Annotated in this window: 24 protein-coding genes, 2 tRNA genes and 1 pseudogene; 14 read left to right on the top strand and 13 right to left on the bottom strand. The window is 68.7% G+C overall.

All coding sequences use genetic code 11. The features are described from left to right. Positions 1-19 precede the first annotated feature (19 nt). On the bottom strand, positions 20-448 hold the full coding sequence (locus tag MOTC310_RS11560; RefSeq protein WP_331293244.1) for a cupin domain-containing protein: 429 nt from the start codon (positions 446-448) through the stop codon (positions 20-22). 99 nt (positions 449-547) lie between these two features. Between MOTC310_RS11560 and MOTC310_RS11565 the strand changes: the two genes are divergently transcribed. After that, the gene (locus MOTC310_RS11565) at positions 548-1171 is read left to right on the top strand and encodes a ribonuclease D (protein ID WP_331301845.1); all 624 of its coding nucleotides are present in this window, start codon (positions 548-550) and stop codon (positions 1169-1171) included. Positions 1172-1335: 164 nt separating this feature from the next. On the opposite strand, the gene MOTC310_RS11570 is transcribed toward MOTC310_RS11565, so the two are convergent. Both MOTC310_RS11570 and glnA read right to left on the bottom strand, forming a co-directional pair. Beyond that, a complete protein-coding gene (locus MOTC310_RS11570; protein WP_331301846.1) occupies positions 1336-1974 on the bottom strand; it encodes a VOC family protein in 639 nt (212 codons plus the stop codon). A gap of 199 nt (positions 1975-2173) precedes the next feature. Further along, positions 2174-3583: a type I glutamate--ammonia ligase gene (glnA, locus tag MOTC310_RS11575; RefSeq protein ID WP_192706492.1), complete on the bottom strand. Its 1410-nt coding sequence runs from the start codon at positions 3581-3583 to the stop codon at positions 2174-2176. Between the two features lie 334 nt (positions 3584-3917). On the opposite strand from glnA, the gene MOTC310_RS11580 reads away from it, so the two are divergent. Beyond that, positions 3918-4952: a glutamine synthetase beta-grasp domain-containing protein gene (locus tag MOTC310_RS11580; RefSeq protein WP_331293247.1), complete on the top strand. Its 1035-nt coding sequence runs from the start codon at positions 3918-3920 to the stop codon at positions 4950-4952. Positions 4953-5213: 261 nt separating this feature from the next. On the opposite strand, the gene MOTC310_RS11585 is transcribed toward MOTC310_RS11580, so the two are convergent. After that, positions 5214-5393 carry a DUF2735 domain-containing protein gene (locus tag MOTC310_RS11585; RefSeq protein WP_331301847.1) on the bottom strand — a complete coding sequence of 60 codons (180 nt, stop codon included), beginning with the start codon at positions 5391-5393 and terminating at the stop codon, positions 5214-5216. Positions 5394-5567: 174 nt separating this feature from the next. Next, on the bottom strand, positions 5568-5906 hold the full coding sequence (locus tag MOTC310_RS11590) for a P-II family nitrogen regulator (protein ID WP_003600526.1): 339 nt from the start codon (positions 5904-5906) through the stop codon (positions 5568-5570). A 194-nt stretch (positions 5907-6100) separates the two neighbouring features. Here MOTC310_RS11590 and MOTC310_RS11595 point away from each other — a divergent pair, with 194 nt between their 5' ends. After that, entirely contained in the window at positions 6101-7603 is a 1503-nt protein-coding gene (locus MOTC310_RS11595) for an NAD(P)H-hydrate dehydratase (RefSeq protein WP_331301848.1), read from the top strand. 4 nt (positions 7604-7607) lie between these two features. On the opposite strand, the gene MOTC310_RS11600 is transcribed toward MOTC310_RS11595, so the two are convergent. After that, positions 7608-8936: a multicopper oxidase family protein gene (locus MOTC310_RS11600; protein ID WP_331301849.1), complete on the bottom strand. Its 1329-nt coding sequence runs from the start codon at positions 8934-8936 to the stop codon at positions 7608-7610. A 324-nt stretch (positions 8937-9260) separates the two neighbouring features. Between MOTC310_RS11600 and MOTC310_RS11605 the strand changes: the two genes are divergently transcribed. The 10 genes and pseudogenes from MOTC310_RS11605 (at position 9261) to MOTC310_RS11650 (ending at position 17722) form a co-directional block, all read left to right on the top strand. After that, positions 9261-9345, top strand: a tRNA-Leu gene (locus MOTC310_RS11605). A 131-nt stretch (positions 9346-9476) separates the two neighbouring features. Continuing rightward, positions 9477-10898, top strand: a complete 1422-nt coding sequence (gene tig, locus MOTC310_RS11610) for a trigger factor (protein ID WP_331301850.1) — start codon at positions 9477-9479, stop codon at positions 10896-10898. Positions 10899-11024: 126 nt separating this feature from the next. After that, entirely contained in the window at positions 11025-11651 is a 627-nt protein-coding gene (locus MOTC310_RS11615) for an ATP-dependent Clp protease proteolytic subunit (RefSeq protein WP_012322036.1), read from the top strand. A 184-nt stretch (positions 11652-11835) separates the two neighbouring features. After that, positions 11836-13107 (top strand): ATP-dependent Clp protease ATP-binding subunit ClpX, encoded by a 1272-nt coding sequence (clpX, locus tag MOTC310_RS11620; RefSeq protein WP_010684321.1) that lies wholly within the window; start codon positions 11836-11838, stop codon positions 13105-13107. Positions 13108-13354: 247 nt separating this feature from the next. Continuing rightward, positions 13355-15781: an endopeptidase La gene (gene lon, locus MOTC310_RS11625; protein WP_331301851.1), complete on the top strand. Its 2427-nt coding sequence runs from the start codon at positions 13355-13357 to the stop codon at positions 15779-15781. Positions 15782-15836: 55 nt separating this feature from the next. Further along, a pseudogene (locus tag MOTC310_RS11630) lies at positions 15837-16310 on the top strand (aspartate/glutamate racemase family protein); the annotation flags it as partial. Between the two features lie 10 nt (positions 16311-16320). After that, positions 16321-16575, top strand: coding sequence for a hypothetical protein (locus tag MOTC310_RS11635; RefSeq protein ID WP_331293252.1), 255 nt, complete (start codon positions 16321-16323; stop codon positions 16573-16575). Positions 16576-16636: 61 nt separating this feature from the next. Next, a tRNA-Val gene (locus MOTC310_RS11640) sits at positions 16637-16712 on the top strand. Positions 16713-16874: 162 nt separating this feature from the next. Next, entirely contained in the window at positions 16875-17438 is a 564-nt protein-coding gene (locus MOTC310_RS11645; RefSeq protein ID WP_331301852.1) for a GIY-YIG nuclease family protein, read from the top strand. Further along, entirely contained in the window at positions 17435-17722 is a 288-nt protein-coding gene (locus MOTC310_RS11650) for a hypothetical protein (RefSeq protein ID WP_331301853.1), read from the top strand. Before MOTC310_RS11645 ends, MOTC310_RS11650 begins: the two co-directional genes overlap by 4 nt. A gap of 58 nt (positions 17723-17780) precedes the next feature. Here the strand turns inward: MOTC310_RS11650 and MOTC310_RS11655 are convergent, their stop codons facing one another. Next, complete coding sequence (locus MOTC310_RS11655) at positions 17781-18023, bottom strand: hypothetical protein (protein WP_331301854.1); 243 nt, start codon at positions 18021-18023, stop codon at positions 17781-17783. A 215-nt stretch (positions 18024-18238) separates the two neighbouring features. Here MOTC310_RS11655 and MOTC310_RS11660 point away from each other — a divergent pair, with 215 nt between their 5' ends. Further along, positions 18239-18946, top strand: a complete 708-nt coding sequence (locus MOTC310_RS11660) for a DUF1796 family putative cysteine peptidase (protein ID WP_331301855.1) — start codon at positions 18239-18241, stop codon at positions 18944-18946. Positions 18947-19059: 113 nt separating this feature from the next. Here the strand turns inward: MOTC310_RS11660 and MOTC310_RS11665 are convergent, their stop codons facing one another. The 6 genes from MOTC310_RS11665 to MOTC310_RS11690 all read right to left on the bottom strand — a co-directional run bounded on the left by MOTC310_RS11665 (position 19060) and on the right by MOTC310_RS11690 (position 23003). Continuing rightward, positions 19060-19413, bottom strand: a complete 354-nt coding sequence (locus tag MOTC310_RS11665; protein ID WP_043388405.1) for a hypothetical protein — start codon at positions 19411-19413, stop codon at positions 19060-19062. Between the two features lie 59 nt (positions 19414-19472). After that, positions 19473-19898, bottom strand: a complete 426-nt coding sequence (locus tag MOTC310_RS11670; RefSeq protein ID WP_331301856.1) for a hypothetical protein — start codon at positions 19896-19898, stop codon at positions 19473-19475. Then, positions 19898-20164: a hypothetical protein gene (locus tag MOTC310_RS11675; RefSeq protein ID WP_331301857.1), complete on the bottom strand. Its 267-nt coding sequence runs from the start codon at positions 20162-20164 to the stop codon at positions 19898-19900. The genes MOTC310_RS11670 and MOTC310_RS11675 overlap by 1 nt, the downstream gene beginning before the upstream one ends. Position 20165: 1 nt before the next feature. Further along, complete coding sequence (locus MOTC310_RS11680; RefSeq protein ID WP_331301858.1) at positions 20166-20804, bottom strand: lysozyme; 639 nt, start codon at positions 20802-20804, stop codon at positions 20166-20168. Positions 20805-20817: 13 nt separating this feature from the next. Further along, complete coding sequence (locus tag MOTC310_RS11685) at positions 20818-21165, bottom strand: septal ring lytic transglycosylase RlpA family protein (RefSeq protein WP_331301859.1); 348 nt, start codon at positions 21163-21165, stop codon at positions 20818-20820. Positions 21166-21266: 101 nt separating this feature from the next. Next, positions 21267-23003, bottom strand: a complete 1737-nt coding sequence (locus MOTC310_RS11690) for an autotransporter outer membrane beta-barrel domain-containing protein (protein ID WP_331301860.1) — start codon at positions 23001-23003, stop codon at positions 21267-21269. Between the last annotated feature and the right edge of the window lie 5 nt (positions 23004-23008).

Below are 23008 nucleotides of genomic sequence, written 5' to 3' on the forward strand. Positions count from 1 at the left end.
GCCAGACGATGGCGGCGGATCATCGGCGCGGCGTCGGTCGCCAGTCGGGCGGTGCCATCTCGAAGCCGGCAAAGTCGAAGCCCGGCGAGACCGTGCAGCCGACGAGCGTCCAGGCCCCCAGGCTCGTCGCGGTCTGCCAGTGGCCGGCCGGCACCACGCATTGCGGGCGCTGTCCCGCGGCGAGATCCGGCCCGAGATGCTGGGCCGCCGCGTCGTGCCCGTTCGGGCTCGTGGTGATGACGAGCGGCGCGCCGGCGTGCCAGTGCCAGATCTCGGTGGCGTCGACCCGGTGCCAGGCGGAGACCTCGCCGAGATCGAGCAGGAAGTAGATCGCGGTCCCGACCGAGCGCCCGTCGACCGTGCGGGGATCGCGGAACGTCTCGCGGTAGTGCCCGCCCTCGGGATGGGGCTTCAGTCCCAGGGTCGCGATCACCTCGGCTGCCGTCATGTCCAGCTCCCTGTCGATCCTGGCCGCGCGAATCGTCCGCGGCTTGCCGGCACTTGGCACCGATGCTACCGGCCGAGAACCCCGCAAGGTCCGAGAACGATGCCGAGCCCGACCGTACGTCTCCACCGCGGCGACCTGCCCGCCACTTACGATGCGGGTCGGGCGGTGGCCATCGACACCGAGACCCTCGGCCTCAACCCGCATCGGGACCGCCTCTGCGTGGTGCAGCTCTCCACCGGCGACGGCACGGCCGACGTGGTTCAGATCCCGCAAGACGGGCCGGAGCCGGTCGTGCTCAAGCGGGTCCTGGCCGATCCCGCGATCCTGAAGATCTTCCACTTCGCGCGGTTCGACGTGGCGGTCCTGTACAAGGCGCTCAGGGTGATGCCGAGCCCGGTCTACTGCACCAAGATCGCCTCCAAGCTCGCGCGCACCTACACGGATCGCCACGGCCTGAAGGACGTGGTCCGCGAACTGGCCGGGATCGACCTGTCGAAGCAGCAGCAATCCTCCGACTGGGGGGCCGAGACCCTGTCGCAGGCCCAGCTCGATTACGCGGCCTCGGACGTCCTCCACCTCCACGCGGCCCGGGACCGGCTGGACGCCATGCTGGCCCGGGAAGGCCGCACCGACCTCGCGGCCGCCTGTTTCGGCTTCCTGCCGACCCGGGCGCGCCTCGACCTCGAGGGCTGGCCCGAGAGCGACATCTTCGCCCACACCTGATTGCGCGGCGGATCCTGCACACATCCTGTGCGGAGTGAGACTTTCCTGTCACCGCACCGCGATGTGTCGCTGGTAGGTTGTGGCTGCCTGGGCTCCCGAGTCCCGGCCAGTCCCTCCTCGCCGGTCGCCCACCCGATCAGGCCGGCGAGGAGGGTCCGTCGCGTTCAGGTCAGGACCCGCAATCCCGACGGCGTGGCGATCCGGGCTGTCCAGCGCGGGCCGGGGCCTGCCGCGAGCTGCGGCGGATCGGCGAGGTCGAGGGCGGCGTGAAGCCCCGCGACGGCGTCGGGATCCGGGTGCGTCAGGACCAGCCCCTCCAGTCGAGCGCCGAGATCCGGCATCGTCGCGGCGGGATTTCCGCGGGGTCCCCAATCCATCGCGCAGGGCGCGGCGCCGTCCGCCGGCCACGCCCCGCCCGGAGGCACCGCGAATCGCCAGGACAGGTCACCCCGGGTCATCGTCGCCGCCGCGCCGAGGAGCGTGCCGTGGGCGGCGAGGGCGCCGTCGAGATCGTCCGTGCGGGCGACGAGGCCGCGCAGCCGCCGGCCCGCATCCCAGTCGGCCCGCACCCGAGCGGCGTCGCCGAGGCCGAACCAGCGCGCGCGGGACGGCGGCGGCGCCTCGGGATCGACCGCGATCACCTCCAGGAACAGGGCGTCGCCGAGGCGCAGCAGGTGGTTGCGCGTGCCCATCTCGCGGTGGCGACCGCCCTCCGGCATGGCGAGGCCGAGGCGGTCGCGGACATGCGCCACGCCCTCCGCGAGATCCGGCGCGACGACGACGAGGTGGTCGAGGGTGAGCATCGGGCGGGCTCCGTGTGACCGCCGGCGCCTCCGCGACCGGCCGCCGGGCGTGACCCGGCCTCCGCGCCGACGGGCGCCCCGCGATCGGGCGGGGATGGGTGACGCCGGAGCGCGCCCACGAAAAAGGCCGAGGCCCCGCGAGAGGCCCCGGCCCGGGAGAGGGTGCCGGACCGAGCCTCGTGCCCGGCCGGCTCTCACCTCACAGCGAGTAGTACTGCACGAACTCGATCGGGTGCGGGGTCATCTCGTAGCGCAGCACCTCGGTCATCTTGAGCTCGATGAACGAGTCGATCTGGTCGTCCGAGAACACGCCGCCCTCCTTGAGGAAGGCGCGGTCCTTGTCGAGGCTGGTGAGCGCCTCGCGGAGCGAGCCGCACACGGTCGGGATCTTCTTCAGCTCCCGCGGGGGCAGCTCGTAGAGATCCTTGTCCATGGCCGGACCCGGATCGATCTTGTTGCGGATGCCGTCGAGGCCGGCCATCAGCAGCGCCGAGAACGCCAGGTAGGGGTTCGCCATCGGGTCGGGGAACCGGACCTCGACGCGCTTCGCCTTCGGGCTCTTGGTCCACGGGATGCGGCAGGAGGCCGAGCGGTTGCGCGCCGAGTAGGCGAGCAGAACCGGCGCCTCGTAGCCCGGCACCAGGCGCTTGTACGAGTTGGTCGACGGGTTGGTGAAGGCGTTCAGCGCCTTGGCGTGCTTGATGATGCCGCCGATGTACCAGAGGCACTCCTGCGAGAGGCCGGCATACTTGTCGCCGGCGAAGACCGGCTTGCCGTCCTTCCAGATCGACTGGTGGACGTGCATGCCCGAGCCGTTGTCGCCGTAGACGGGCTTGGGCATGAAGGTCGCGGACTTGCCGTAGCTCTGCGCGACGTTGTGGATGCAGTACTTGTAGATCTGCATGTGGTCGGCGAGCAGGGTCAGCGTGTCGAACTTCATGCCGAGCTCGTGCTGGGCCGAGGCCACCTCGTGGTGGTGCTTCTCGACCTTCACGCCCATGGATTGCATGGCCGCGAGCATCTCGCCGCGCATGTCCTGCGCGGAATCCTGCGGCGGGACCGGGAAGTAGCCGCCCTTGGTCTGCACCCGGTGGCCGAGGTTGCCGCCCTCGTAGTCGGTGAAGCCGTTGGTCGGCAGCTCGGTGGAGTCGAGCTCGAAGCCGGTGCGGTACGGGTCGGCGCCGAACTTCACGTCGTCGAACACGAAGAACTCGGCCTCGGGGCCGACATAGATCGTGTCGCCGATGCCGGTCTGCTGCAGGTAGGCCTCGGCGCGCTTGGCGGTGCCCCGGGGGTCGCGGCCGTAGGGCTCGCCGGTGGCCGGCTCCAGCACGTCGCACACGATCGACATGGTCGCGGCGGAGAAGAACGGGTCCAGGGTGGCGGTCACCGGATCCGGCATCAGCAGCATGTCGGACTCATTGATCGCCTTCCAGCCGGCGATCGACGAGCCGTCGAACATGGTGCCCTCGTCGAAGATCTCCTCGTCGATGAGCGATACGTCGAACGTGACGTGCTGCCACTTGCCGCGCGGGTCGGTGAACCGGAAGTCCACGTAGCGCACGTCGTTGTCCCGGATCGTCTTCAGCACCTCGGCCGCAGTGGTCATCGTGGGCATCCTCCAGGGATCTCTGAATCGTCTCTCGGGCGCACCCGCACGGGGTCGCGTACGCCGGCAAGCGGGGCTTGATATCCGGCACGGGCGTGCCTTGCCACCCGCCGGGCACCGGAATCGGCTGTCGGATGGAACGATCGACCCGCAATCCCGCACGATCTCGAAAGCGTGATCGCGCAGGACGGTTTTTAGGGCGTCGTTGTCCTGCGGCAATGGCCCTTCTGGCACGATCCATGCGAAGGCGGCCGCAGCCGTCGAGGAGGCGGCAAGCCGTTCGCGTCGTCCCGGGTTGCCCAGGTCGCGCATCGATACGGACGAGAGAACCGGAATGACCAAATACAAGCTCGAGTACATATGGCTCGACGGGTACACGCCGACCCCGAACCTCCGCGGTAAGACGCAGATCAAGGAATTCGACAGCTTCCCGACCCTCGAGCAGCTCCCGATGTGGGGCTTCGACGGCTCGTCCACCAAGCAGGCCGAGGGCGGCAGCTCCGACTGCATGCTGAAGCCCGTGCGCCACTTCCCCGACCCGGCTCGCAAGAACGGCGTGCTGGTGATGTGCGAAGTGATGATGCCGGACGGCGTGACCCCGCACGAGTCCAACAAGCGCGCCACCATCCTGGACGATGCCGGCGCCTGGTTCGGCTTCGAGCAGGAGTACTTCCTGTACAAGGACGGCCGCCCGCTCGGCTTCCCGGCCTCCGGCTACCCGGCGCCGCAGGGCCCGTACTACACCGGCGTCGGCTACTCGAACGTCGGCGACGTCGCCCGCAAGATCGTCGAGGAGCACCTCGACCTCTGCCTCGACGCCGGCATCAACCACGAGGGCATCAACGCCGAGGTGGCCAAGGGCCAGTGGGAATTCCAGATCTTCGGCAAGGGCTCCAAGAAGGCCGCCGACGAGATGTGGATGGCCCGCTACCTCCTGCAGCGCCTCTGCGAGAAGTACGGCATCGACGTCGAGTACCACTGCAAGCCGCTCGGCGACACCGACTGGAACGGGTCGGGCATGCACTGCAACTTCTCGACCGCGTTCATGCGCGAGCACGGCGGCAAGGCCTACTTCGAGAAGCTCATGGAGGCGTTCAAGAACGCCCGCGAGGAGCACATCGCCGTCTACGGTCCGGACAACCACATGCGCCTGACCGGCAAGCACGAGACCGCCTCGATCCACCAGTTCTCGTACGGCGTGGCCGATCGCGGCGCCTCGATCCGCGTGCCGCACTCCTTCGTGAACAACGGCTACAAGGGCTACCTGGAAGACCGCCGCCCGAACTCGCAGGGCGACCCCTACCAGATCGCCTCGCAGGTGCTGAAGACGATCGCTTCCGTGCCGACCGAGGCCGCTGCAGCCGCGTAAGACGCGGGGGTGGGCGTCCAGGCGCCCCGACATGGCTAGCGAAGCCGGGCCCTCGGGTCCGGCTTCGTCGTTTTGGAAGTGGGGAAGGGGCAGTCCACGACCCTGGGACGCGGTCCGCGCCGACGCTCCGGAGCGAGGCCGGGGCCCGGAACTACCGTGGGTGCAAAGATTTGCCGCGTCGGCGCGTCTCGGCCGCGGGCACCATCGCGCGGCGCCCGCGTGACGGCGCGGCTGGCCGGGCGACCCACGCGGTGTCCGAGGTCAGGGGCGCCGCGGGCGCTCGTCCTCGCGGATGGCGGCTTCGTGGTACCAGGCACCGCCGCCGAAGCTCGGCGCGGGGGCGGGCTTCGCGTCCGGGGCGATCCGAGCGGTGGCGCGGGCCCGCCGGAACGCGGACAGATCGTAGATCTTGGCGCTCTCGCGCGGGTCCGTGGCGGCCATCGCACATCCTCCTGCATCGGGTTCAGGCGGCCGATCAGGCCGGCCGTTCCCGATGATGTGGGGTGCGCGCGGCGGCGCTCCAGAGCGTGGCGCGCCGATGCCGGACATTCGCGCAGTGCGAAATCTTAGGCAGATGTCGGGCGGAGCGGGGGCGCCGGCGATCCGGCGACCGCGTCAGATCGCGTCGGTGCCGGTCTCGCCGGTGCGGATGCGGATCGCTTCCTCGATCGTCGAGACGAAGATCTTGCCGTCGCCGATGCGACCGGTCTGCGCCGACTTGCGGATCGCCTCGACGGCGCCCTCGACCAGCGCGTCGGACAGGACGATCTCCAGCTTCACCTTGGGCAGGAAGTCGACCACGTACTCGGCGCCCCGGTAGAGCTCCGTGTGGCCCTTCTGGCGGCCGAACCCCTTCGCCTCGATGACGGTGATGCCCTGGAGGCCGACCTCCTGGAGCGCCTCCTTCACCTCGTCGAGCTTGAAAGGCTTGATGATCGCTTCGATCTTCTTCATGCCGCTCGGGCCTGCGCTGCGGTGCCTGGCATTTCTAACATCCTCGTGACCCCTTCGCCATGCCGTTTTCGCGGCGTGTCCGACCATAGTGCCTAATCTCTGTGCGTTGGACGCACATCCTTAGGGCGCTTCACCGGAATCTGGCGCGATTTTAGTCAGGGCTGATCGGTGCACGGGCAGAGGCGGAGACGGATATGCGGTTGCTGACGGTCGCAGCGATGAGGCGGGTCGATGCCGCGGCCATCGACGGTGGCGTGCCGGGCCTCGCGCTGATGGAGGCGGCCGGGGCCGCTGTGGCCGACCGAGCCCGGGCCCGGCTGCCGGCCGGCGGCCGGGTCGTCGTCCTGTGCGGGCCGGGCAATAACGGCGGTGACGGCTTCGTGGCCGCGCGCCGGCTGGCCGAGGCCGGCTACGCCGTCGACCTCTTCTGCCTCGGCGAGCCCTCGAAGCTGACGGGCGATGCCGCCCATGCGGCCGGGACCTGGACAGGTCCGGTGCGCGCGGCCGACGGCGCCGCGCTGCCGTCCTGCGACCTCGTGATCGACGCCCTGTTCGGAGCCGGCCTGTCGCGCGACCTCGACGGCGCCGCCCGAGCCCTCGTGGAGGCGGTCAACGCGGCCGGCGGGCCCGTCCTCGCGGTCGACGTGCCGAGCGGGGTCGACGGCGATACCGGCGCGGTGCGCGGCAGCGCCATCCGGGCGGTCGAGACCGTGACCTTCGTGACCTTCAAGCCCGGGCACCTGCTCGAGCCCGGCCGGAGCCTCTGCGGCCAGCTCAGCCTCGCCGATATCGGGACCGGGCCGGCGGCGCTGGAGGCCGGGCTGGCCGCCTGCGCGCCGCTCTACCGAAACGGGCCCGAGCTGTGGGGCCGGGACTTCCCGCGGCTCACCGCAGCGAGCCACAAGTACACCCGCGGCCACGCCCTGGTCCTGTCCGGCCCCGCCACCAAGACCGGCGCTGCCCGGCTCGCCGCCCGCGGCGCCCTGCGGGTCGGCGCCGGGCTCGTCACCGTCGCGTCCCCGGCCGCGGCCATCGCCGAGAATGCCGCCCACCTGACGGCGATCATGCTGCGGCCCTGCGAGAGCGCGGACGATCTCGACGACCTGCTGACCGACGAGCGGCTGAACGTGATCCTGGCGGGACCCGGGCTCGGCACCGGCGAGCCGACCCGGGAGCGCGTCGCCGTGGCGGCGGCGGCCGGGCGCGGCCTCGTCCTCGATGCCGACGCGCTGACGAGCTTCGCCGGGAAGGCGCCCCTGCTCGCCGCCCATCTCGCCGACGGGGATGCGCGGGCCGTGCTGACACCGCATGCCGGCGAGTTCGCGCGGCTCTTCGACGGGACGGACGCGATGGCGGAGGGAGCCGACAAGGTCACCCGGTCCCGCGCGGCGGCCGCGCTCACCGGCGCCGTGGTGGTCTTCAAGGGCGCCGACACGGTGATCGCCGCCCCCGACGGGCGCGCCGCCATCAACGACCACGGCAGCCCCTACCTCGGGACGGCCGGTTCCGGGGACGTGCTCTGCGGCCTGATAGCCGGCCTGCTGGCGCAGGGCATGGAGCCCTTCGCGGCCGCCGCGGCCGGCGTCTGGCTTCACGGCGATGCCGGCCTGCGCCACGGGCCGGGCCTGATCGCCGAGGACATTCCCGAACTGATGCCGGCGGTGCTGCGCGACCGCGTCGAATCGACCCGAGGCTGACCGCTCAGGTGACCTCGAACATCGTCCAGAGGCCGGTGTCGAACCGCTCCAGGACCGTGGCGCTGATCAGCCAGCGCCCCGGATTGTCCGCCAGGAAGCCGATCCGGGCGGTCCGCCCCTCCAAGAGCTGGAACGTGTCGAGCCAGTAGGGTTCCCAGCCGTCGTCGAGGGGGTGGAGCAGCCGGAAGCAGTGGCCGTGCAGGTGCAGCGCCTGGGGGAAGGCGGTCTCGTTGCGCAGGGCCAGAACCACCACCTGACCGCGCTTCACCGTGAAGATCGGCTGAAGGCCGGTGGTGCCGCTCGCGCCGTTGACCGACCAGACCTTCTGCGGGTCGCCCGTGTAGACGGGTTCCGGCGCCGCGCCGTCCTTCGCGCCCGCCTTCTCCTTCGGCACGAACGCGCCGCCGGTGATCACCACGTCGCGGCGCAGGGCGTTCTGGAGCTTGATCTCGGCCGGCAAGCGCTTGTTCTCGCCGATCGGCCCGATCGGCGACCGCTTCTCGGCGATCTTGGCGCCCTTCGTGGCGACGCTGGCCAGGACGAGGCCCTTGCCGATCAGCGCGTGGATCGCGCAGGTGGCGCCTTCCTCTTCCGGCAGGTCGACGAGCAGGTCGTAGCGGGTGCCGGGCGGGAAGGGCAGGGTGGCCCGCAGCGGCTCGAACGTGTCGGTGGGCTGCCCGTCGACCGCCGCCACGTAGACCTTCACGCCCTCGAACTTGATGCGCGTCGCGCGGGCGTTGCAGGCATTGCCGAGCCGCAGGCGGACCCGGGAGCCGGGCTTCGCCTCGAAGGCGCCCGGCACCGGTTTGCCGTTGACGGTCACGAGGTTGCCGAGGCGCCCGTTCGCGGCGGCGAGCGCCGTCTGGCCGAACGGCATGAGCGTCCCGTCGTCCTGGAGGCGCCAGTCCTGCAGCACGACGCTGACGTCGGCGTCGACCGGGGGCGGGTTCGTCTCCTCGACGACCAGCATGCCGGCGAGCCCGCGGCCCGACGGCTCGCTCGCCCCGCCGACGACCAGGGGCCGGATCAGGTAGGAGCCGGCATCCGGCGGCGTGAAGACGTAGAGGAAGTCGCCGCCCGGCGGGATCGGCGCCTGGGTTACACCGCCGACGCCGTCCATGGCGTTGACGTTGCGCACCCCGTGCCAGTGCAGCGACAGCGGCCTGTCGGTGCGGTTCTCGACCTTCAGGCGCACCGCCTGCCCGAGTTTCACCCGGATGACGGGCGGCAGGGTCTTGCCGTCGAAGCACCAGACCGGCGTCTCGGGCGCGGGTTCCGGCCTGAAGACCCGGGTTCGTCCGGTGATCCCGGCCGCGGTGACCGCGCTGTTCATGGCCGTTTTCCTGTCCATCGACTGTCCCGACCGGCTCCGGCTCACGTCATGTACAGGCCGCCGGCGACNGCGGCCTCCGGCGCGAGCCCGAAGGCCGCCGCGGCGGCGAGCAGGGTCCGGCGCGACGGCGTGCCGGCGCGCGAATCGGTCGGCGGCACGGGGCGGGATGACGGCATGGGATCTCGGCTGCGGCTCGCGACGGGTCCGCTCCTTAGCGGCGCGCGGGCTCCCGCGCCACAGGGGCAAGTTTTTTGCTGCGGGCCCGCCGGCCCATGCTATAGGGCCCGCTTCCGGCGGCCGGCGATGCGCCGGATGTCGGCGCGCGCGGGCGTGGCGGAACTGGTAGACGCGCTGGATTTAGGTTCCAGTGTCGCAAGACGTGGGGGTTCGAGCCCCTCCGCCCGCACCAGGACCTCTGCTGAGGTTGCGGTCCCCTCGGGACCCTCCGCCCCGTACCCGACATCTCGGCATCCCGGTTCGCGCGAGCACGACGCCGGCCCGGCCGGCGACCCCAGGTTTCTTTGAAGAGCGACGACGACGATGCAGGTGACCGAGATCAACGCCCAGGGGCTGAAGCGCGAGTTTCAGGTTCTGCTGGCCGCCCAGGAACTCGAGGAGCGCCTGACCAACGAGCTGTCCGGCATGAAGGACAAGGTGCAGCTCAAGGGCTTCCGCCCCGGCAAGGTGCCGGTCGCGCACCTGCGCAAGGTCTACGGCCGCTCCGTGATGGCCGAGGTGGTGCAGAACGCCGTCAACGAGGCGAACCGCCAGATCGTCACCGATAACGGCCTCAAGCTCGCCCTGGAGCCGCAGGTCGAGTTCCCGACCGACCAGGCCGAGGTCGAGAAGGCCCTCGACGCCAAGGGCGACCTCGCCTTCAAGGTCGCCCTCGAGGTGATGCCGAGCTTCGAGCTCGCCGACCTCTCGGACGTCAGCCTGACCAAGCTCGTCGCCAAGCCCTCGGACGAGGAGGTGAACGAGGCCCTCGATCGGATGGCCGGCCAGAGCCGCCCGTTCGCCGAGCGCGAGGAAGGCGCCGAGGCCCAGAGCGGCGACCGCGTCACCATCGACTTCGTCGGCCGCATCGACGGCGAGGAGTTCCAGGGCGGCAAGGGCGAGGGCATCGACCTGGAACTCGGCTCGGGCTCGTTCATCCCGGGCTTCGAGGAGCAGCTGGTCGGCGCCAAGGTCGGCGACAAGCGGCTCGTGAAGGTCACCTTCCCCGAGTCGTACGGGGCCGAGCACCTCGCCGGCAAGGATGCCGAGTTCGACGTGACCGTCACGAAGATCCAGGCGCCGGGCGAGGCCAAGATCGACGACGAGTTCGCCAAGTCCATGGGCATGGAGTCGCTGGAGAAGCTCCGCGAGGCCGTGTCCGAGGCGATCGGGCGCGACTTCGAGGCCGCCACGCGCCGCCGCCTCAAGAAGGACCTCCTCGACGCCCTGGACGGCAAGTACGCCTTCGAGCTGCCCCCGTCCCTGGTGGCGCAGGAATTCGCCGCCGTGTGGGCCCAGGTCGAGCAGGATCTCAAGACCCGCGGCAAGACCTTCGAGGACGAGGACACGACCGAGGAGAAGGCCCAGGCCGAGTACCGGAAGATCGCGGAACGGCGCGTCCGTCTCGGTCTCGTGCTTGCGCAGGTCGGCGAGAGCGCCGATATCAAGGTCTCGGACGAGGAGGTGAACCAGGCCCTCATCGCCCGGGTCCGGCAGTTCCCGGGCCAGGAGCAGCAGGTCTGGGACTTCTACCGGAAGAATGCGCAGGCGCTCGCGGAACTCCGCGCGCCCCTGTTCGAGGAGAAGGTCGTCGACCACGTCCTCGGGCAGGTCAAGCTCGTCGAGGAGCCCGTCTCGAAAGAGGCGCTTTTCGCGGACGAAGATGACGACGACACGACCGGCGCGAAGCCGGCAGACAAGGCCGAGGCCGAGGACGGTTCCAAGACCGAAGCCCAGGCCGACTGAGTCCCGCTCTGTCCCAGGACGGCGGGCAAGGGTTAGGCGATGGTTAAGCATCGCCGGTGTTCGCTGACATGCCCGGGGCTGCCCTGATTCGCGGCAGCCCCGGGCCTCACTCCGGGGCAGGACGAGATGAGAGATCCGATCGACGTCTACAACAACGCGCTCGTGCCGATGGTCGTCGAGCAGTCGAGCCGCGGCGAGCGCGCCTTCGACATCTACTCCCGCCTGCTCCGCGAGCGCATCATCTTCCTCACCGGCCCCGTCGAGGATTACGGCGCGTCGCTGATCGTGGCGCAGCTGCTGTTCCTCGAGGCGGAGAACCCGAAGAAGGAGATCTCCTTCTACATCAACTCCCCCGGCGGCGTGGTCACGTCCGGCCTGTCGATCTACGACACGATGCAGTTCATCCGCTGCCCGGTGACGACCCTCTGCGTCGGCCAGGCCGCCTCGATGGGCTCGCTGCTGCTGACCGCCGGCGAGCCCGGCCACCGCTTCGCCCTGCCGAACGCCCGGATCATGGTCCACCAGCCGTCGGGCGGCTTCCAGGGTCAGGCGACCGACATCCTGATCCACGCCCGCGAGATCGAGGCGCTGAAGCGGCGCCTGAACGAGATCTACGTGAAGCACACCGGCCGCGACTACGACACGATCCACACGGCGCTGGAGCGCGACAATTTCATGACCGCCGACGCGGCCAAGGAGTTCGGGCTCATCGACGAGGTGATCGAGAAGCGTCCCGAGCCGGCGGCCGCCTGATCGCGCCGCGTCGCCTGACCGCCGCGGCGCGGCCTTGATCCCGCCGCGGCAGCGTGTTTGCATCGAGGTTCGGGCCCTTCGGTCAAAGGCGCGCAGCACACTGTTTCTTTAAACGGGCCCCCTACATTCACGCGATGCGCGTCCGCCCCTTGCCGGCTGCGGATGCGAGGAATCGGAGACCGATATGAGCAAGACTGGCGGCAACGACTCGAAGAGCACGCTGTATTGCTCGTTCTGCGGCAAGAGCCAGCACGAGGTCCGCAAGCTGATCGCCGGCCCCACGGTGTTCATCTGCGACGAGTGCGTCGAGCTGTGCATGGACATCATCCGCGAGGAGTCGAAATCCTCGCTGGTGAAGAGCCGCGACGGCGTACCGACCCCCAAGGAGATCCGCCGCGTCCTCGACGACTACGTCATCGGCCAGGACTTCGCCAAGAAGGTCCTCTCGGTCGCGGTGCACAACCACTACAAGCGGCTGGCCCACGCGACGAAGCACAACGACGTCGAGCTGGCCAAATCCAACATCATGCTGATCGGGCCGACCGGCTCGGGCAAGACGCTGCTCGCGCAGACGCTCGCCCGCATCCTGGACGTGCCGTTCACGATGGCGGACGCCACGACGCTGACCGAGGCCGGCTACGTCGGTGAGGACGTCGAGAACATCATCCTCAAGCTGCTCCAGGCCTCGGACTACAATGTCGAGCGGGCCCAGCGCGGCATCGTCTACATCGACGAGATCGACAAGATCTCGCGCAAGTCCGACAACCCGTCGATCACCCGCGACGTGTCGGGCGAGGGCGTGCAGCAGGCGCTCCTGAAGATCATGGAGGGCACGGTCGCCTCCGTCCCGCCCCAGGGCGGCCGGAAGCACCCGCAGCAGGAATTCCTGCAGGTCGACACCACCAACATCCTGTTCATCTGCGGCGGCGCCTTCGCGGGGCTGGAGCGGATCATCTCCCAGCGCGGCAAGGGCACCTCGATCGGCTTCGGCGCGACCGTGCAGGCCCCGGACGACCGCCGCACCGGTGAGATCTTCCGCTCGGTCGAGCCGGAGGACCTGCTGAAGTTCGGCCTCATCCCCGAGTTCGTCGGCCGTCTGCCGGTCCTGGCGACCCTCGAGGACCTCGACGAGGCCGCGCTCAAGAAGATCCTGCAGGAGCCGAAGAACGCCCTGGTCAAGCAGTACCAGCGGCTGTTCGAGATGGAGAACGTCGACCTGACCTTCCAGGACGAGGCCCTGTCGCTCGTCGCCCGCAAGGCGATCGAGCGGAAGACCGGCGCCCGCGGCCTGCGCTCCATCCTGGAGACGATCCTGCTCGACACGATGTACGACCTGCCCGGCCTCGAGTCCGTGGAGCAGGTGGTCATCGGTCCGGAGGTGGTGGAGGGCAAGTCGCGCCCCCTCTACATCCACGGCGACCGCAACAAGGACGCGCCCGCCAGCGTCAGCGCGTAAGCGCCTGACAGGGTTGCATTAAGCGCCCGGCTCCGGCCGGGCGCGCTGCGAGGACCGTCTTGAAAACGCTGCGCCCCGCAGCCACCTCAGGCTCAGCGCGGTGGCCGCACGCTCCTTCGAGGTCCGGTCCGCGTCGCCAGCCGCAAAGTTAGCGAAATCCGACCCTCGCGGCCCGGTCGGCACCTGGCTGTAGGCGCGCTCCGTGCATGGAGGCGCCGAACCCGGGCGTCCCTGAGAGGAAGTCAGCATGTCACAGTCGAAATCGCGCCAGCCGGTGGTCCCGGGTTCGACGGGCTCCTACGCCGTCCTCCCCCTGCGCGACATCGTCGTCTTCCCGCACATGATCGTGCCCCTGTTCGTGGGCCGAGAGAAGTCGATCCGCGCCCTCGAGGAGGCCGTCCGCACCGATCGCCACATCCTGCTCGCCACCCAGATCAACGCGGGTGACGACGATCCGGCGACCGACGCCATCTACAAGATCGGGACCCTCGCCTCCGTGCTCCAGCTGCTGAAGCTGCCCGACGGCACCGTGAAGGTGCTGGTCGAGGGCGTCGGCCGCGCGAAGGTCGTGGACTTCACCCGCTCGGACGAGTTCTACGAGGCCACCGCCGAGGCGCTGCACGACGAGCTCGGCGACCGCGTCGAGGCCGAGGCGCTCGCGCGCTCCGTGCTCTCGGAGTTCGAGAACTACGTCAAGCTCAACAAGAAGATCTCGCCCGAGGTCGTCTCCGCCGTGACCCAGATCGACGAGCCGTCCAAGCTCGCCGACACGATCGGCTCGCACCTGCTCGTCAAGATCTCCGACAAGCAGGGCATCCTGGAGACGCCCACGGTGGCGCAGCGCCTGGAGCGCGTGCTGTCCCTGATGGAGAGCGAGATCTCCGTGCTTCAGGTGGAGAAGCGCATCCGGACCCGCGTCAAGCGGCAGATGGAGAAGACCCAGCGCGAGTACTACCTGAACGAGCAGATGAAGGCGATCCAGAAGGAGCTGGGCGACTCCGAGGATGGCCGCGACGAGCTGGCCGAGCTGGAAGAGAAGATCGAGAAGACCAAGCTCTCCAAGGAGGCCCGCGACAAGGCCACCGCCGAGCTGAAGAAGCTGCGCCAGATGTCGCCGATGTCGGCCGAGGCGACCGTCGTGCGCAACTACCTCGACTGGATGCTCGGCATCCCATGGGGCAAGCGCTCGAAGATCAAGAAGGACCTGCTCGGCGCGCAGGCGCTGCTCGACGAGGACCATTTCGGCCTCGACAAGGTCAAGGAGCGGATCGTCGAGTACCTCGCGGTGCAGCAGCGCGCGAACAAGCTCACCGGCCCGATCCTGTGCCTCGTCGGTCCCCCCGGCGTCGGCAAGACCTCGCTCGGCAAGTCCATCGCCAAGGCGACGGGTCGCGAGTTCGTGCGCATGTCGCTCGGCGGCGTGCGTGACGAGGCCGAGATCCGCGGTCACCGTCGAACCTATATCGGCTCGATGCCCGGCAAGATCGTGCAGTCGATGCGCAAGGCCAAGACCTCGAACCCGCTCATCCTGCTCGACGAGATCGACAAGATGGGCATGGATTTCCGCGGCGATCCGTCGGCGGCGCTCCTCGAGGTGCTCGACCCTGAGCAGAACAGCACCTTCAACGACCACTACCTGGAGGTGGATTACGACCTCTCGAACGTGATGTTCGTGACCACGGCCAACACCCTCAACATCCCGGGTCCGCTCATGGACCGGATGGAGGTGATCCGCATCGCCGGGTACACCGAGGAGGAGAAGGTCGAGATCGCGCGCAAGCACCTGATCCCGAACGCCCTGAAGAAGCACGGCCTTGGGACGCACGAGTGGTCGATCGACGATGACGGGCTGATGATGCTGGTCCGCCGCTACACGCGAGAGGCCGGCGTCCGCAACCTGGAGCGCGAGCTGTCCAACCTGATCCGCAAGGCGGTGAAGGAGATCCTGATCACCAAGATCAAGTCGGTCGCGGTGACGACGGAGACCCTTCCGGTCTTCCTCGGCCCGCCGAAGTTCCGCTACGGCGAGATCGACGCGGACGATCAGGTCGGCGTGGTGACGGGTCTGGCCTGGACCGAGGTCGGCGGCGAGTTGCTGACGATCGAGGGCGTCATGATGCCCGGCAAGGGCAAGATGACGGTCACCGGCAACCTGAAGGACGTGATGAAGGAGTCGATCTCGGCGGCGGCGAGCTACGTCCGCTCCCGGGCCCTGGACTTCGGCATCGAGCCGCCGCTCTTCGAGCGTCGCGACATCCACGTCCACGTTCCGGAGGGGGCGACCCCGAAGGACGGTCCGTCGGCCGGCATCGCCATGGCCACCGCGATCATCTCGACGCTCACCGGGATCCCGGTCCGTCGCGACGTCGCGATGACCGGCGAGGTGACGCTCCGCGGTCGGGTCCTGCCGATCGGCGGCCTGAAGGAGAAGCTGCTCGCCGCACTGCGCGGCGGCATCAAGACGGTGCTGATCCCCGAGGAGAACGCCAAGGACATCGCCGAGGTGCCCGACAGCGTGAAGAACGGGCTTGAGATCATCCCGGTCTCGCGGATGGACCAAGTGCTGGAGAAGGCGCTGGTCCGTCAGCCCGAGGCGATCGAGTGGGAAGAGCCGCTGCCGGTGGCCAAGCCCGCCCGGACCGAGGAGGACGGCGCCGCCTTCGTGGCGCACTGAGCCGCATGACGGATTGAGACGAGCCCCCGGTGCCCTGCGCCCCGGGGGCTTTTTCGTGCGCGGAACCAGGCGCGGAGGACCGGACGCGCATCCTGCTGATCAACCCGAACACCAGCGCGCGCGTCACCGACCTCGTCGCCGGCCACGTCCTCCCGCAACCGGGTGGCCGGGCGGAGCTGCGCGCCGTCACCGACCGGTTCGGGCCCGCTACATCGCGAGCCGGGCGGCGGCGGCGATCGCGGGCCACGCGGCCCTCGATGTCCTCTCGGAGCACGGGGCCGAGTGCGACGCGGTCTACCTGGGCTTCTTCGGCGATCCCGGTCTTCTCGCCCTGCGCGAGCTGTCGCGGGTCCCGGTCGTCGGCATGGCAGGAGCGGTCTGCCGCGAGGGCGCCGCGTTCGGCCGCTTCGGCATCGTCACGGGAGGCAAGGCCTGGGAACCGATGCTGCGGGAATTCGTGGCGGCGCTCGGCCTATCCGAGGCTCTCGCGGCGCTCCACACGGAGGCACCGAGCGGCGGCGCCATCGCCCGCGATCCGGATGCGGCCTTGGCGATCCTGGCGAAGCCTGTCGCGCCTGCGCGGCGCCGAGACGGTCATCCTCGGTGGTGCCGTCCTGGCGGGGCTCGCGACGCGGATCGCCACGCCGGTCCCCGTTCCGCTGAGCTGCTCGGTCGGGGCCGGGACCCGCGCGGTTATGGCGGTGCGCTCATCCGGGGCGGCTTGGTCCGGACCGGATTCCGTGGTCAGCATCGGCTTGGCCCCGGCCCTGGCGGCTCGGCTCATCGACCCCTGACACGGATCCGGAACGCGGACCCTTGCACCGGACCGGCGCCATGCCGTAACGGTCGCCGGCCGGGCGGTTAGCTCAGTTGGTAGAGCGTCTCCTTTACACGGAGAGGGTCGGGGGTTCGAGTCCCTCACCGCCCACCAGAAAAACAGTTGCACTCGCAACGGTTTATGCGTTGCCGTTTTAGGAGAGTGCGTTAGTTTCAGGGCTAATCCTCTAACCATTCTCCAAAAACGTCTATGGGCCGCCCTCAACTGCCCCCTCGCCTCTACCTGCGCAGCAGCCCGAGATCGGCTGCGCGATGGGTGATCCGCTACCGCGATACAGTGGTGTCCACCGGCTGCGCTGAGGACGAGCGCGGCAAGGCGGAAGAGATGCTGGCGGCGTTCGACGAGACGCGCCGTCGGGTGAAGCGGCGCCGCCACCGCTACCCGACCGGACACATCTACTTCATCTCGCGTCCGGACGATCCGACGTATCCCGTGAAGGTCGGCTACACCGGCGCTTCGCTCTACATGCGGGTCGCAAACGTGCAAGTCGGCAACCCGTACCGTCTCGACGTCATCGCTTCATGCGAGGCGCACTACACCGTCGAGCTGAAGCTACATCTCCGGCTGGCGGAATGTCGCCTCCTCGGCGAGTGGTTCACTCGGACCGATCTGCTGAGAGAGGCGATGAAGGCGGCCAAGACCGGCCAGCTCGATGCTTGGCTCGGGATCATCTCCTTCCCGCCCGAACCGCCACCGGCGCCCGAAGGCAAGGCGAGCCTAGGCCTGCCGCGGGTTCTCTCTGCCGCAGCGAAGCGCCCAGTGTCTGCGAAGCGGCCATATCGACGGTCCGCACCGGTGCCGGCTGGATCCGAGCCGTGACCTTCGTCTGGGCCCGCACCTTCCCGGATTCCCGGCATGATTTCGTGGCCGACGATGCCGGACAGCATGTCGGGCGCATCCGCCGGATCGCAGGCGGTCCGCAGAACGGCACATGGACCTGGAGCTGCACCGGCTGTCAGCGCGGCCACGAGGCCGAAGGCGTCCGGCCGCTCAACGGGACTGCCGACACTCGCGACGAGGCGATTGAGGCTCTAGCTGCGGCATGGAGCCGAGCGAAGGCATGGAGTGCGCGCTCCGGGCTGCCGCTCGTGCCTGGGGGCTAAAACGCAGAAAGCCCCGCGCGGCAAGGGCCGCCGAGGCTGAGGCCTGCTGGAAGCTGGATCACCGCCCGGACGCTTCGCTCCGCAGGCTCGGGTCGAATAGGGCGACGTTCACGCTTTGCAGGAACTCGTAGTGAGCCGAGCCCTGGGGCTGGCAACGCATCTCAAGCTCAAGGCCGGAGAACGCGCTATCGAAGCCGTCGCGGTCGATGCGCCGACGGGCCTCCTCGCGCGGATCGGAGGGGACTTCGGAAACGGCTGATGTTGGCTTCGTGCTCTCGAGCGGGAAAGGGAACATGCTCACCCCGGACACAATCGGTGGCAGGAGCGTATCTCTCCGCGGACGGGAATGTCCACCACCTAGACGACTGGCGCCGATCCATTCCGCTCCAACAGGCCCGACACTAGCGCCCCTCGATTGTCACTGACCGGTCAAGCGGGCTATGGACCGGGCAGTGAATTTCTGCGCCAAACCGTATGTAATGTGACGGTTGTGCGGCATGCGCGAGCGGTTATCAGATGACGTTCGAGGTGAGGAATATTGTTAGCCTGGGAGCTTGGTGTCAGGCAACTTTTCAAGTGCGTAGAATTTTCGGGGCTTCTGCATCTAGCCCGTATGACTGGCTTGTTACCCCGTTCGACGCGCTCATTTCATCCATCAATGATGAAGGACGAAATTTTGGGCAAGCAGTCTATGTCCGGGATAATGATTTTCCGATGTGCCATAACTATGATTTGCTATATCATCACGAATTTCATCGACATGCAGGTCGTCCCATAATCACAGAGCACGCCCTAGCTTCACTGAAATCGAAGCTGACCCATAAATATAACCAGTTTGCCAATGTCATGAATGAAGGTGGTGCTCTTCTCGTGCGCATGGGTGGACACGCAGAGCCTGCGGTTGCATGGCCTTACATCACTGATCCAAAGCCATTCAGCTCCGCTGATGTTAATCGGCTTACTTCAACGCTAGATAGCAAGTTTGCGAGCCGGGAATACAGAATTCTCGTCGTCAACCTCGAGGGCCGAGTTGCTGTAAACATAGACGATCCGATTGATGAAAGAGTTATTTTCCGCACTATCCCGTTCGCAACCGAAAGGCCGCGATGGGAAGGAAATGATGAGGCCTGGGATAATATCTTTAAGGAATTGCCATTTTCATTCAAAATGACGGACCATAACAGCGAGCTTGATCTACCGAGAGAGCCGACCGAGAGCCGCTGATCGGCGCTTGGAAACACAATAGCGCGCCAGATCACGTTTAAGTTCAAACGACAAAAGGCGCCCCGGCCGAAGCCAGGGCGCCCGAAAGTGTGAAGTAGGATGTGAAGTGGCGGTCAGTCGGGCCGGCGCATGAAGGCCTTCAGCATCGCCTCGCGGGTCTCCTTCATCTCGTCCCGCACCGAGACCACCATGTCGTCGATGCGCCGCTCCAGACGGGTGATGACGTCGCCGGTCACGTAGGTCCGCGCCACCTCGATCTTGAAGGCGTTCAGCTTCTCCTCGAGCGACCGGATCTCGATCTTCGCCGCCGCCATGTCGATCGTGAGCGGCGAGACCGCCTCCTTCGTGCCGGTGCGCAGCTTCCCGATGATCCAGTCCGCGCCCTTGCCGAGCGCGATCAGGAACAGCGCGAGCGCGATGAGCTGCGCCCAGGTGATCGGCCCGGGCGACAGGAAGGACGTGTCCATGGCGGCGGTCTTTCGCGGCCTACCCCCGCAACGGGGGAGGGTGAGAGGTCAGCGGGGAGCTACTTGCCGAAGATCCGACGCACGGTCGGCGCGATGCCGGCGACGCCGATCACCGAGAGCACGATGGCGTTCTCCATCGCGTCGTACGGCGCCGGCAGCTTCGCGACCTGCCAGTTGAACCGGAAGGTGCTGTCGAGGACGATCGCGCCGAAGTGGATCATGCAGAACCCGAACGCCGTCGGGATCATCCAGGCCGTCCAGGGCGAGAGGTGCTGCTCGGCGCGCTCCTGCGCGACCACCTTCCGTTCCTCGACGTAGGCGGTGAGTTGCGCCTGGGCGACCGTGACGTCGCCGGTGACGTTCTGCGCGTTCGTCAGCACCCCGTTGTCGGAGCGCTTGTTGAGGTAGGCGAGCACCGCCTGGACGATGCCCGAGCCGAACAGCTTCACGAGGAGGCTGCCGGCCATGGCGAGGACGGTCCCCATCAGCGCGGTCCCCCGGCCGGGGGCGGCCCGACCATGGCAAGGCGCCGGATCACGATGCCCAAGACGACGCGCGCGATCGCAAGGATGGAGGCCGACTTCGCGCCCCAGCCCGGCGGGAGCAGGACGGTGAAGTCGACGCCGGCGAGGGCGTCGAGGATGTCCGGCACCGCGAGCACCAGCGCGAGCGCGTAGATCCGGTACCCGCGCGCGGCGGCGTACCAGCGCAGGATGCCGAGGCGAACCCGGCCGAAGCGAGCGCGGTGCATGTCAGGCCACCTTGGTCTTGCGGGAGAGGAGAGCGTGGAGGCGCGCCCAGAAGCCCGGCTCGGCGGCCGGGACCGGTGCGGCGGCCGGCGGCTTCGCAGCCGTCATCGGCGCGAGCGGATCGGGCACGGTCGCCGGCGCCGGCAGCGTGCCGGCCATCGCCTTCACGGGCGAGCGGTCGCCGCGGCGCGCGTAGACCTTGGCGCCGGCGTAGGACGCGAGGGCGGCCTGGTCGCGCTCGCCCTGCCGGCGCGAGATGATCGCGGTTGGCTTGTTCCACATCAGAAACGCCTCGACGGCGCCCGCGAGGTCGCCGGCATTGGCGCGGCGGACCACGGTGGAGTGCGCGAAGCCGACAGGCCCGATGTTGTAGGCGAGGCTCACGCAGGCATCGAAGAACGGCTGCGGGACGGGCTTGGCCAGGGCGGCGCGGACCGGCGCCGCGTACTTCTCCAGCGCCGCAGCGAAGAGCGCGTCGGACTGGAGCGGCGTGATCGTCAGGCCCGGCACGACCTTGATCAGCCCGGAGGCGGTCGTGATGCCGGTCCCGATCGTCCAGACGCCGACGGAATCCTTGTAGGCGGTCAGCCGGGTGCCTTCGCGCCCCTCGAGGGCGGCGCGTCCGATGGCCGAGACGTCCATGGTGGTCTCCAGGTCAGCCGAGGATGGCGAGGTGGACGCGGCCGACGCCCGACAGGCCGATGGCCCGGGCCGCGCCGCGCGAGAGGTCGATCGCCCGGCCGGCGATGAACGGGCCGCGATCCGTGATCCGCACGACGACCGACCGGCCCGTGGCAGCGCAGGTCACTCGCACTCGGGTCCCGAACGGCAGCGTCTTGTGCGCGGCGGTGAGCGCGTCCTGGTCAAAGCGCGAGCCGTCGGCGGCAAGGCGGCCGTGGAAGCCCGGGCCGTACCAGGAAGCGACTTCGGCATGGGCGCACGAGGCCGATCCCGCGAGCACGAAGCACGCGAGGGCGGCCCGCGCCGGGAGGCGCAGGAGCATGATGGGCGTCGGAGTTCCGGCTTGGGGCAGGCGGCCGATCGGCGGCCCGGCGTCAGATCAGCACCCCGCAGCGGAGAGCTGCGGGGTGTCGAGCGTGCAGATCAGGGGAGCTCGTAATCGCCGCTGACCGTGAGCACGTAGCCGTTCGTCAGCGGGTTGGTCCCGTCTGGGTTCTTGATGACGGCCATGGACTGCCCGTTGAGCACGTAGCCGCTGAGCCCGCGCCCGGTCGCAGCGGTCTCCGCCCCAGACAGCGGAGCCACGCCTTTGGCCGCGAACGGCAGCGAGACCCGGAGATCCGCCGCGGTACCCTTGTCGCCGAGGTTCACGGTGACCGAGAAGCGAATGCTCTTGCCGACGAGGCGGTACTTGCCCGTCGCCGAAACCGTAGTGAACGCGCCGCTGCTGGTGGTCACCGTCGGCGTGTACGTCGTCCAAGCCCCTGCGAGAGCGCCCGCGTCGAGCACCGCGAAGGTGGAGTCGACGCCGGGGGCGACAGCCCCGGATGCCGCGCCGGTGAAGGACGAGCCGACGACCGAGCCCGAGATCGTGCCCGTGCCGCTCTTGCTGATGCCGTACCGGGCCGTGCTGAAGTCCGCGCTGACGACGAGGCCGGTGATGTTGATGTCCGTGAGGGACCTCGTCCCGTTGGGGATGGTGATCGCATCGACGGTCCCGTTCGGCTTGCCGTAGCCGGGGGAGTTGATCGCCAGGTTGGCGATCGACGTGCGCGCGGCGGTCAGCACGACGCCTTCCGCCGCGGGTGCCTTGATCATCACGTTGGCGATGGTGGTGTCGGTTGCGAACCCGTCCACCCAGAGCCCGCGATAGGCGGCCTGGAAGGAATGCAGGTTCGAGAACTGGCTGCCGCCTGCACCGATGTAGAAGGTGTAATTGCCCGTCCCCGTCGGGTCCCACTTGTTGAAGAACCCGTGCAGGTTCGAGAACGAGCCCTGCGCGCCCGCCCCGAGGTCGAGGATGAACGCGCCGTAGGATCCGATATCGACGAGGTCGTCGACCACAGCCAGGCTGCCGGACCCGACATCGACGCCGGCCCCAGCCTTCGGCGTAGAGCCGACGCCGCACCCATTCGTGCGAGCGGTGCGGACGGAAGCCCTGCGCGGCTGTCCGGAATTGACGGTCGCGCCCGTGCCGGCGAACTGGACGATGGCGATGCAGTTATCGAAGCCGTTGGAGGCCGTGATCCGCGTCACGCTCGTGTCGTCGGCCTGCACGAGGATGGCCGACGACGCGATGATGTTGCCGCCGTAGACGACGTTGGGGGTGTAGCCCTTCGAGTTGGCCTGATGGTCGACGGCGAAATTGTCGAACCTGGACCCGATGGCGGTCTTCTGGATGTCGAGGAGCGGGGTGACCGCCGCGCCGGCGGGCACGTCGTACTTGAAGAGGGTGCAGGCGCCGGATCCGGTGAAATCTGCCTGCGCAGTCACGGCGACGGTCGAAAGCAACCGGATGATGCCGCAGGGCGCCGTCACCTTCTTGCCGGAGTTGAGCGCAGCCGCGAGGGCGGCCGAGCTGTCGGTCGCCCCCGTCATGTCGACGCCATAGTCGACGACGGAGGGGCGCTCGGACAGACGATCGAGCAGGCTTCGGATCGCCAGGCTCGGGAAGGCGACCTTCATGCTCCCGATGTCACAGGGTGCACCCGGCGCACACGTCAGCCCAGAACCGTTGACGGTCAGGGCGTCGACGTTCGGCCGGTACATGTCCGGCGAGGCGTAGCGCGGCGCCCTGCTGGCGTCGTACGCGACCGCGGGGGCGGCGATGAGCAGTGCGGCGAACGCCGTGAGGACGCGAGCCAGAAGACGGGAGCGCATGTCGG

This window comes from Methylobacterium oryzae (assembly GCF_036441375.1).
GTDB lineage: Bacteria > Pseudomonadota > Alphaproteobacteria > Rhizobiales > Beijerinckiaceae > Methylobacterium > Methylobacterium oryzae_A.

What these genes read in the sequence shown, in the direction of transcription:
- MOTC310_RS11560 (WP_331293244.1), bottom strand. Translation starts at nt 448, where the DNA reads ATGACGGCAGCCGAGGTGATCGCGACCCTGGGACTGAAGCCCCATCCC.
- MOTC310_RS11565 (WP_331301845.1), top strand. Translation starts at nt 548, where the DNA reads ATGCCGAGCCCGACCGTACGTCTCCACCGCGGCGACCTGCCCGCCACT.
- MOTC310_RS11570 (WP_331301846.1), bottom strand. Translation starts at nt 1,974, where the DNA reads ATGCTCACCCTCGACCACCTCGTCGTCGTCGCGCCGGATCTCGCGGAG.
- glnA (WP_192706492.1), bottom strand. Translation starts at nt 3,583, where the DNA reads ATGACCACTGCGGCCGAGGTGCTGAAGACGATCCGGGACAACGACGTG.
- MOTC310_RS11580 (WP_331293247.1), top strand. Translation starts at nt 3,918, where the DNA reads ATGACCAAATACAAGCTCGAGTACATATGGCTCGACGGGTACACGCCG.
- MOTC310_RS11585 (WP_331301847.1), bottom strand. Translation starts at nt 5,393, where the DNA reads ATGGCCGCCACGGACCCGCGCGAGAGCGCCAAGATCTACGATCTGTCC.
- MOTC310_RS11590 (WP_003600526.1), bottom strand. Translation starts at nt 5,906, where the DNA reads ATGAAGAAGATCGAAGCGATCATCAAGCCTTTCAAGCTCGACGAGGTG.
- MOTC310_RS11595 (WP_331301848.1), top strand. Translation starts at nt 6,101, where the DNA reads ATGCGGTTGCTGACGGTCGCAGCGATGAGGCGGGTCGATGCCGCGGCC.
- MOTC310_RS11600 (WP_331301849.1), bottom strand. Translation starts at nt 8,936, where the DNA reads ATGAACAGCGCGGTCACCGCGGCCGGGATCACCGGACGAACCCGGGTC.
- tig (WP_331301850.1), top strand. Translation starts at nt 9,477, where the DNA reads ATGCAGGTGACCGAGATCAACGCCCAGGGGCTGAAGCGCGAGTTTCAG.
- MOTC310_RS11615 (WP_012322036.1), top strand. Translation starts at nt 11,025, where the DNA reads ATGAGAGATCCGATCGACGTCTACAACAACGCGCTCGTGCCGATGGTC.
- clpX (WP_010684321.1), top strand. Translation starts at nt 11,836, where the DNA reads ATGAGCAAGACTGGCGGCAACGACTCGAAGAGCACGCTGTATTGCTCG.
- lon (WP_331301851.1), top strand. Translation starts at nt 13,355, where the DNA reads ATGTCACAGTCGAAATCGCGCCAGCCGGTGGTCCCGGGTTCGACGGGC.
- MOTC310_RS11635 (WP_331293252.1), top strand. Translation starts at nt 16,321, where the DNA reads ATGCGGCCTTGGCGATCCTGGCGAAGCCTGTCGCGCCTGCGCGGCGCC.
- MOTC310_RS11660 (WP_331301855.1), top strand. Translation starts at nt 18,239, where the DNA reads ATGACGTTCGAGGTGAGGAATATTGTTAGCCTGGGAGCTTGGTGTCAG.
- MOTC310_RS11665 (WP_043388405.1), bottom strand. Translation starts at nt 19,413, where the DNA reads ATGGACACGTCCTTCCTGTCGCCCGGGCCGATCACCTGGGCGCAGCTC.
- MOTC310_RS11670 (WP_331301856.1), bottom strand. Translation starts at nt 19,898, where the DNA reads ATGGGGACCGTCCTCGCCATGGCCGGCAGCCTCCTCGTGAAGCTGTTC.
- MOTC310_RS11675 (WP_331301857.1), bottom strand. Translation starts at nt 20,164, where the DNA reads ATGCACCGCGCTCGCTTCGGCCGGGTTCGCCTCGGCATCCTGCGCTGG.
- MOTC310_RS11680 (WP_331301858.1), bottom strand. Translation starts at nt 20,804, where the DNA reads ATGGACGTCTCGGCCATCGGACGCGCCGCCCTCGAGGGGCGCGAAGGC.
- MOTC310_RS11685 (WP_331301859.1), bottom strand. Translation starts at nt 21,165, where the DNA reads ATGCTCCTGCGCCTCCCGGCGCGGGCCGCCCTCGCGTGCTTCGTGCTC.
- MOTC310_RS11690 (WP_331301860.1), bottom strand. Translation starts at nt 23,003, where the DNA reads ATGCGCTCCCGTCTTCTGGCTCGCGTCCTCACGGCGTTCGCCGCACTG.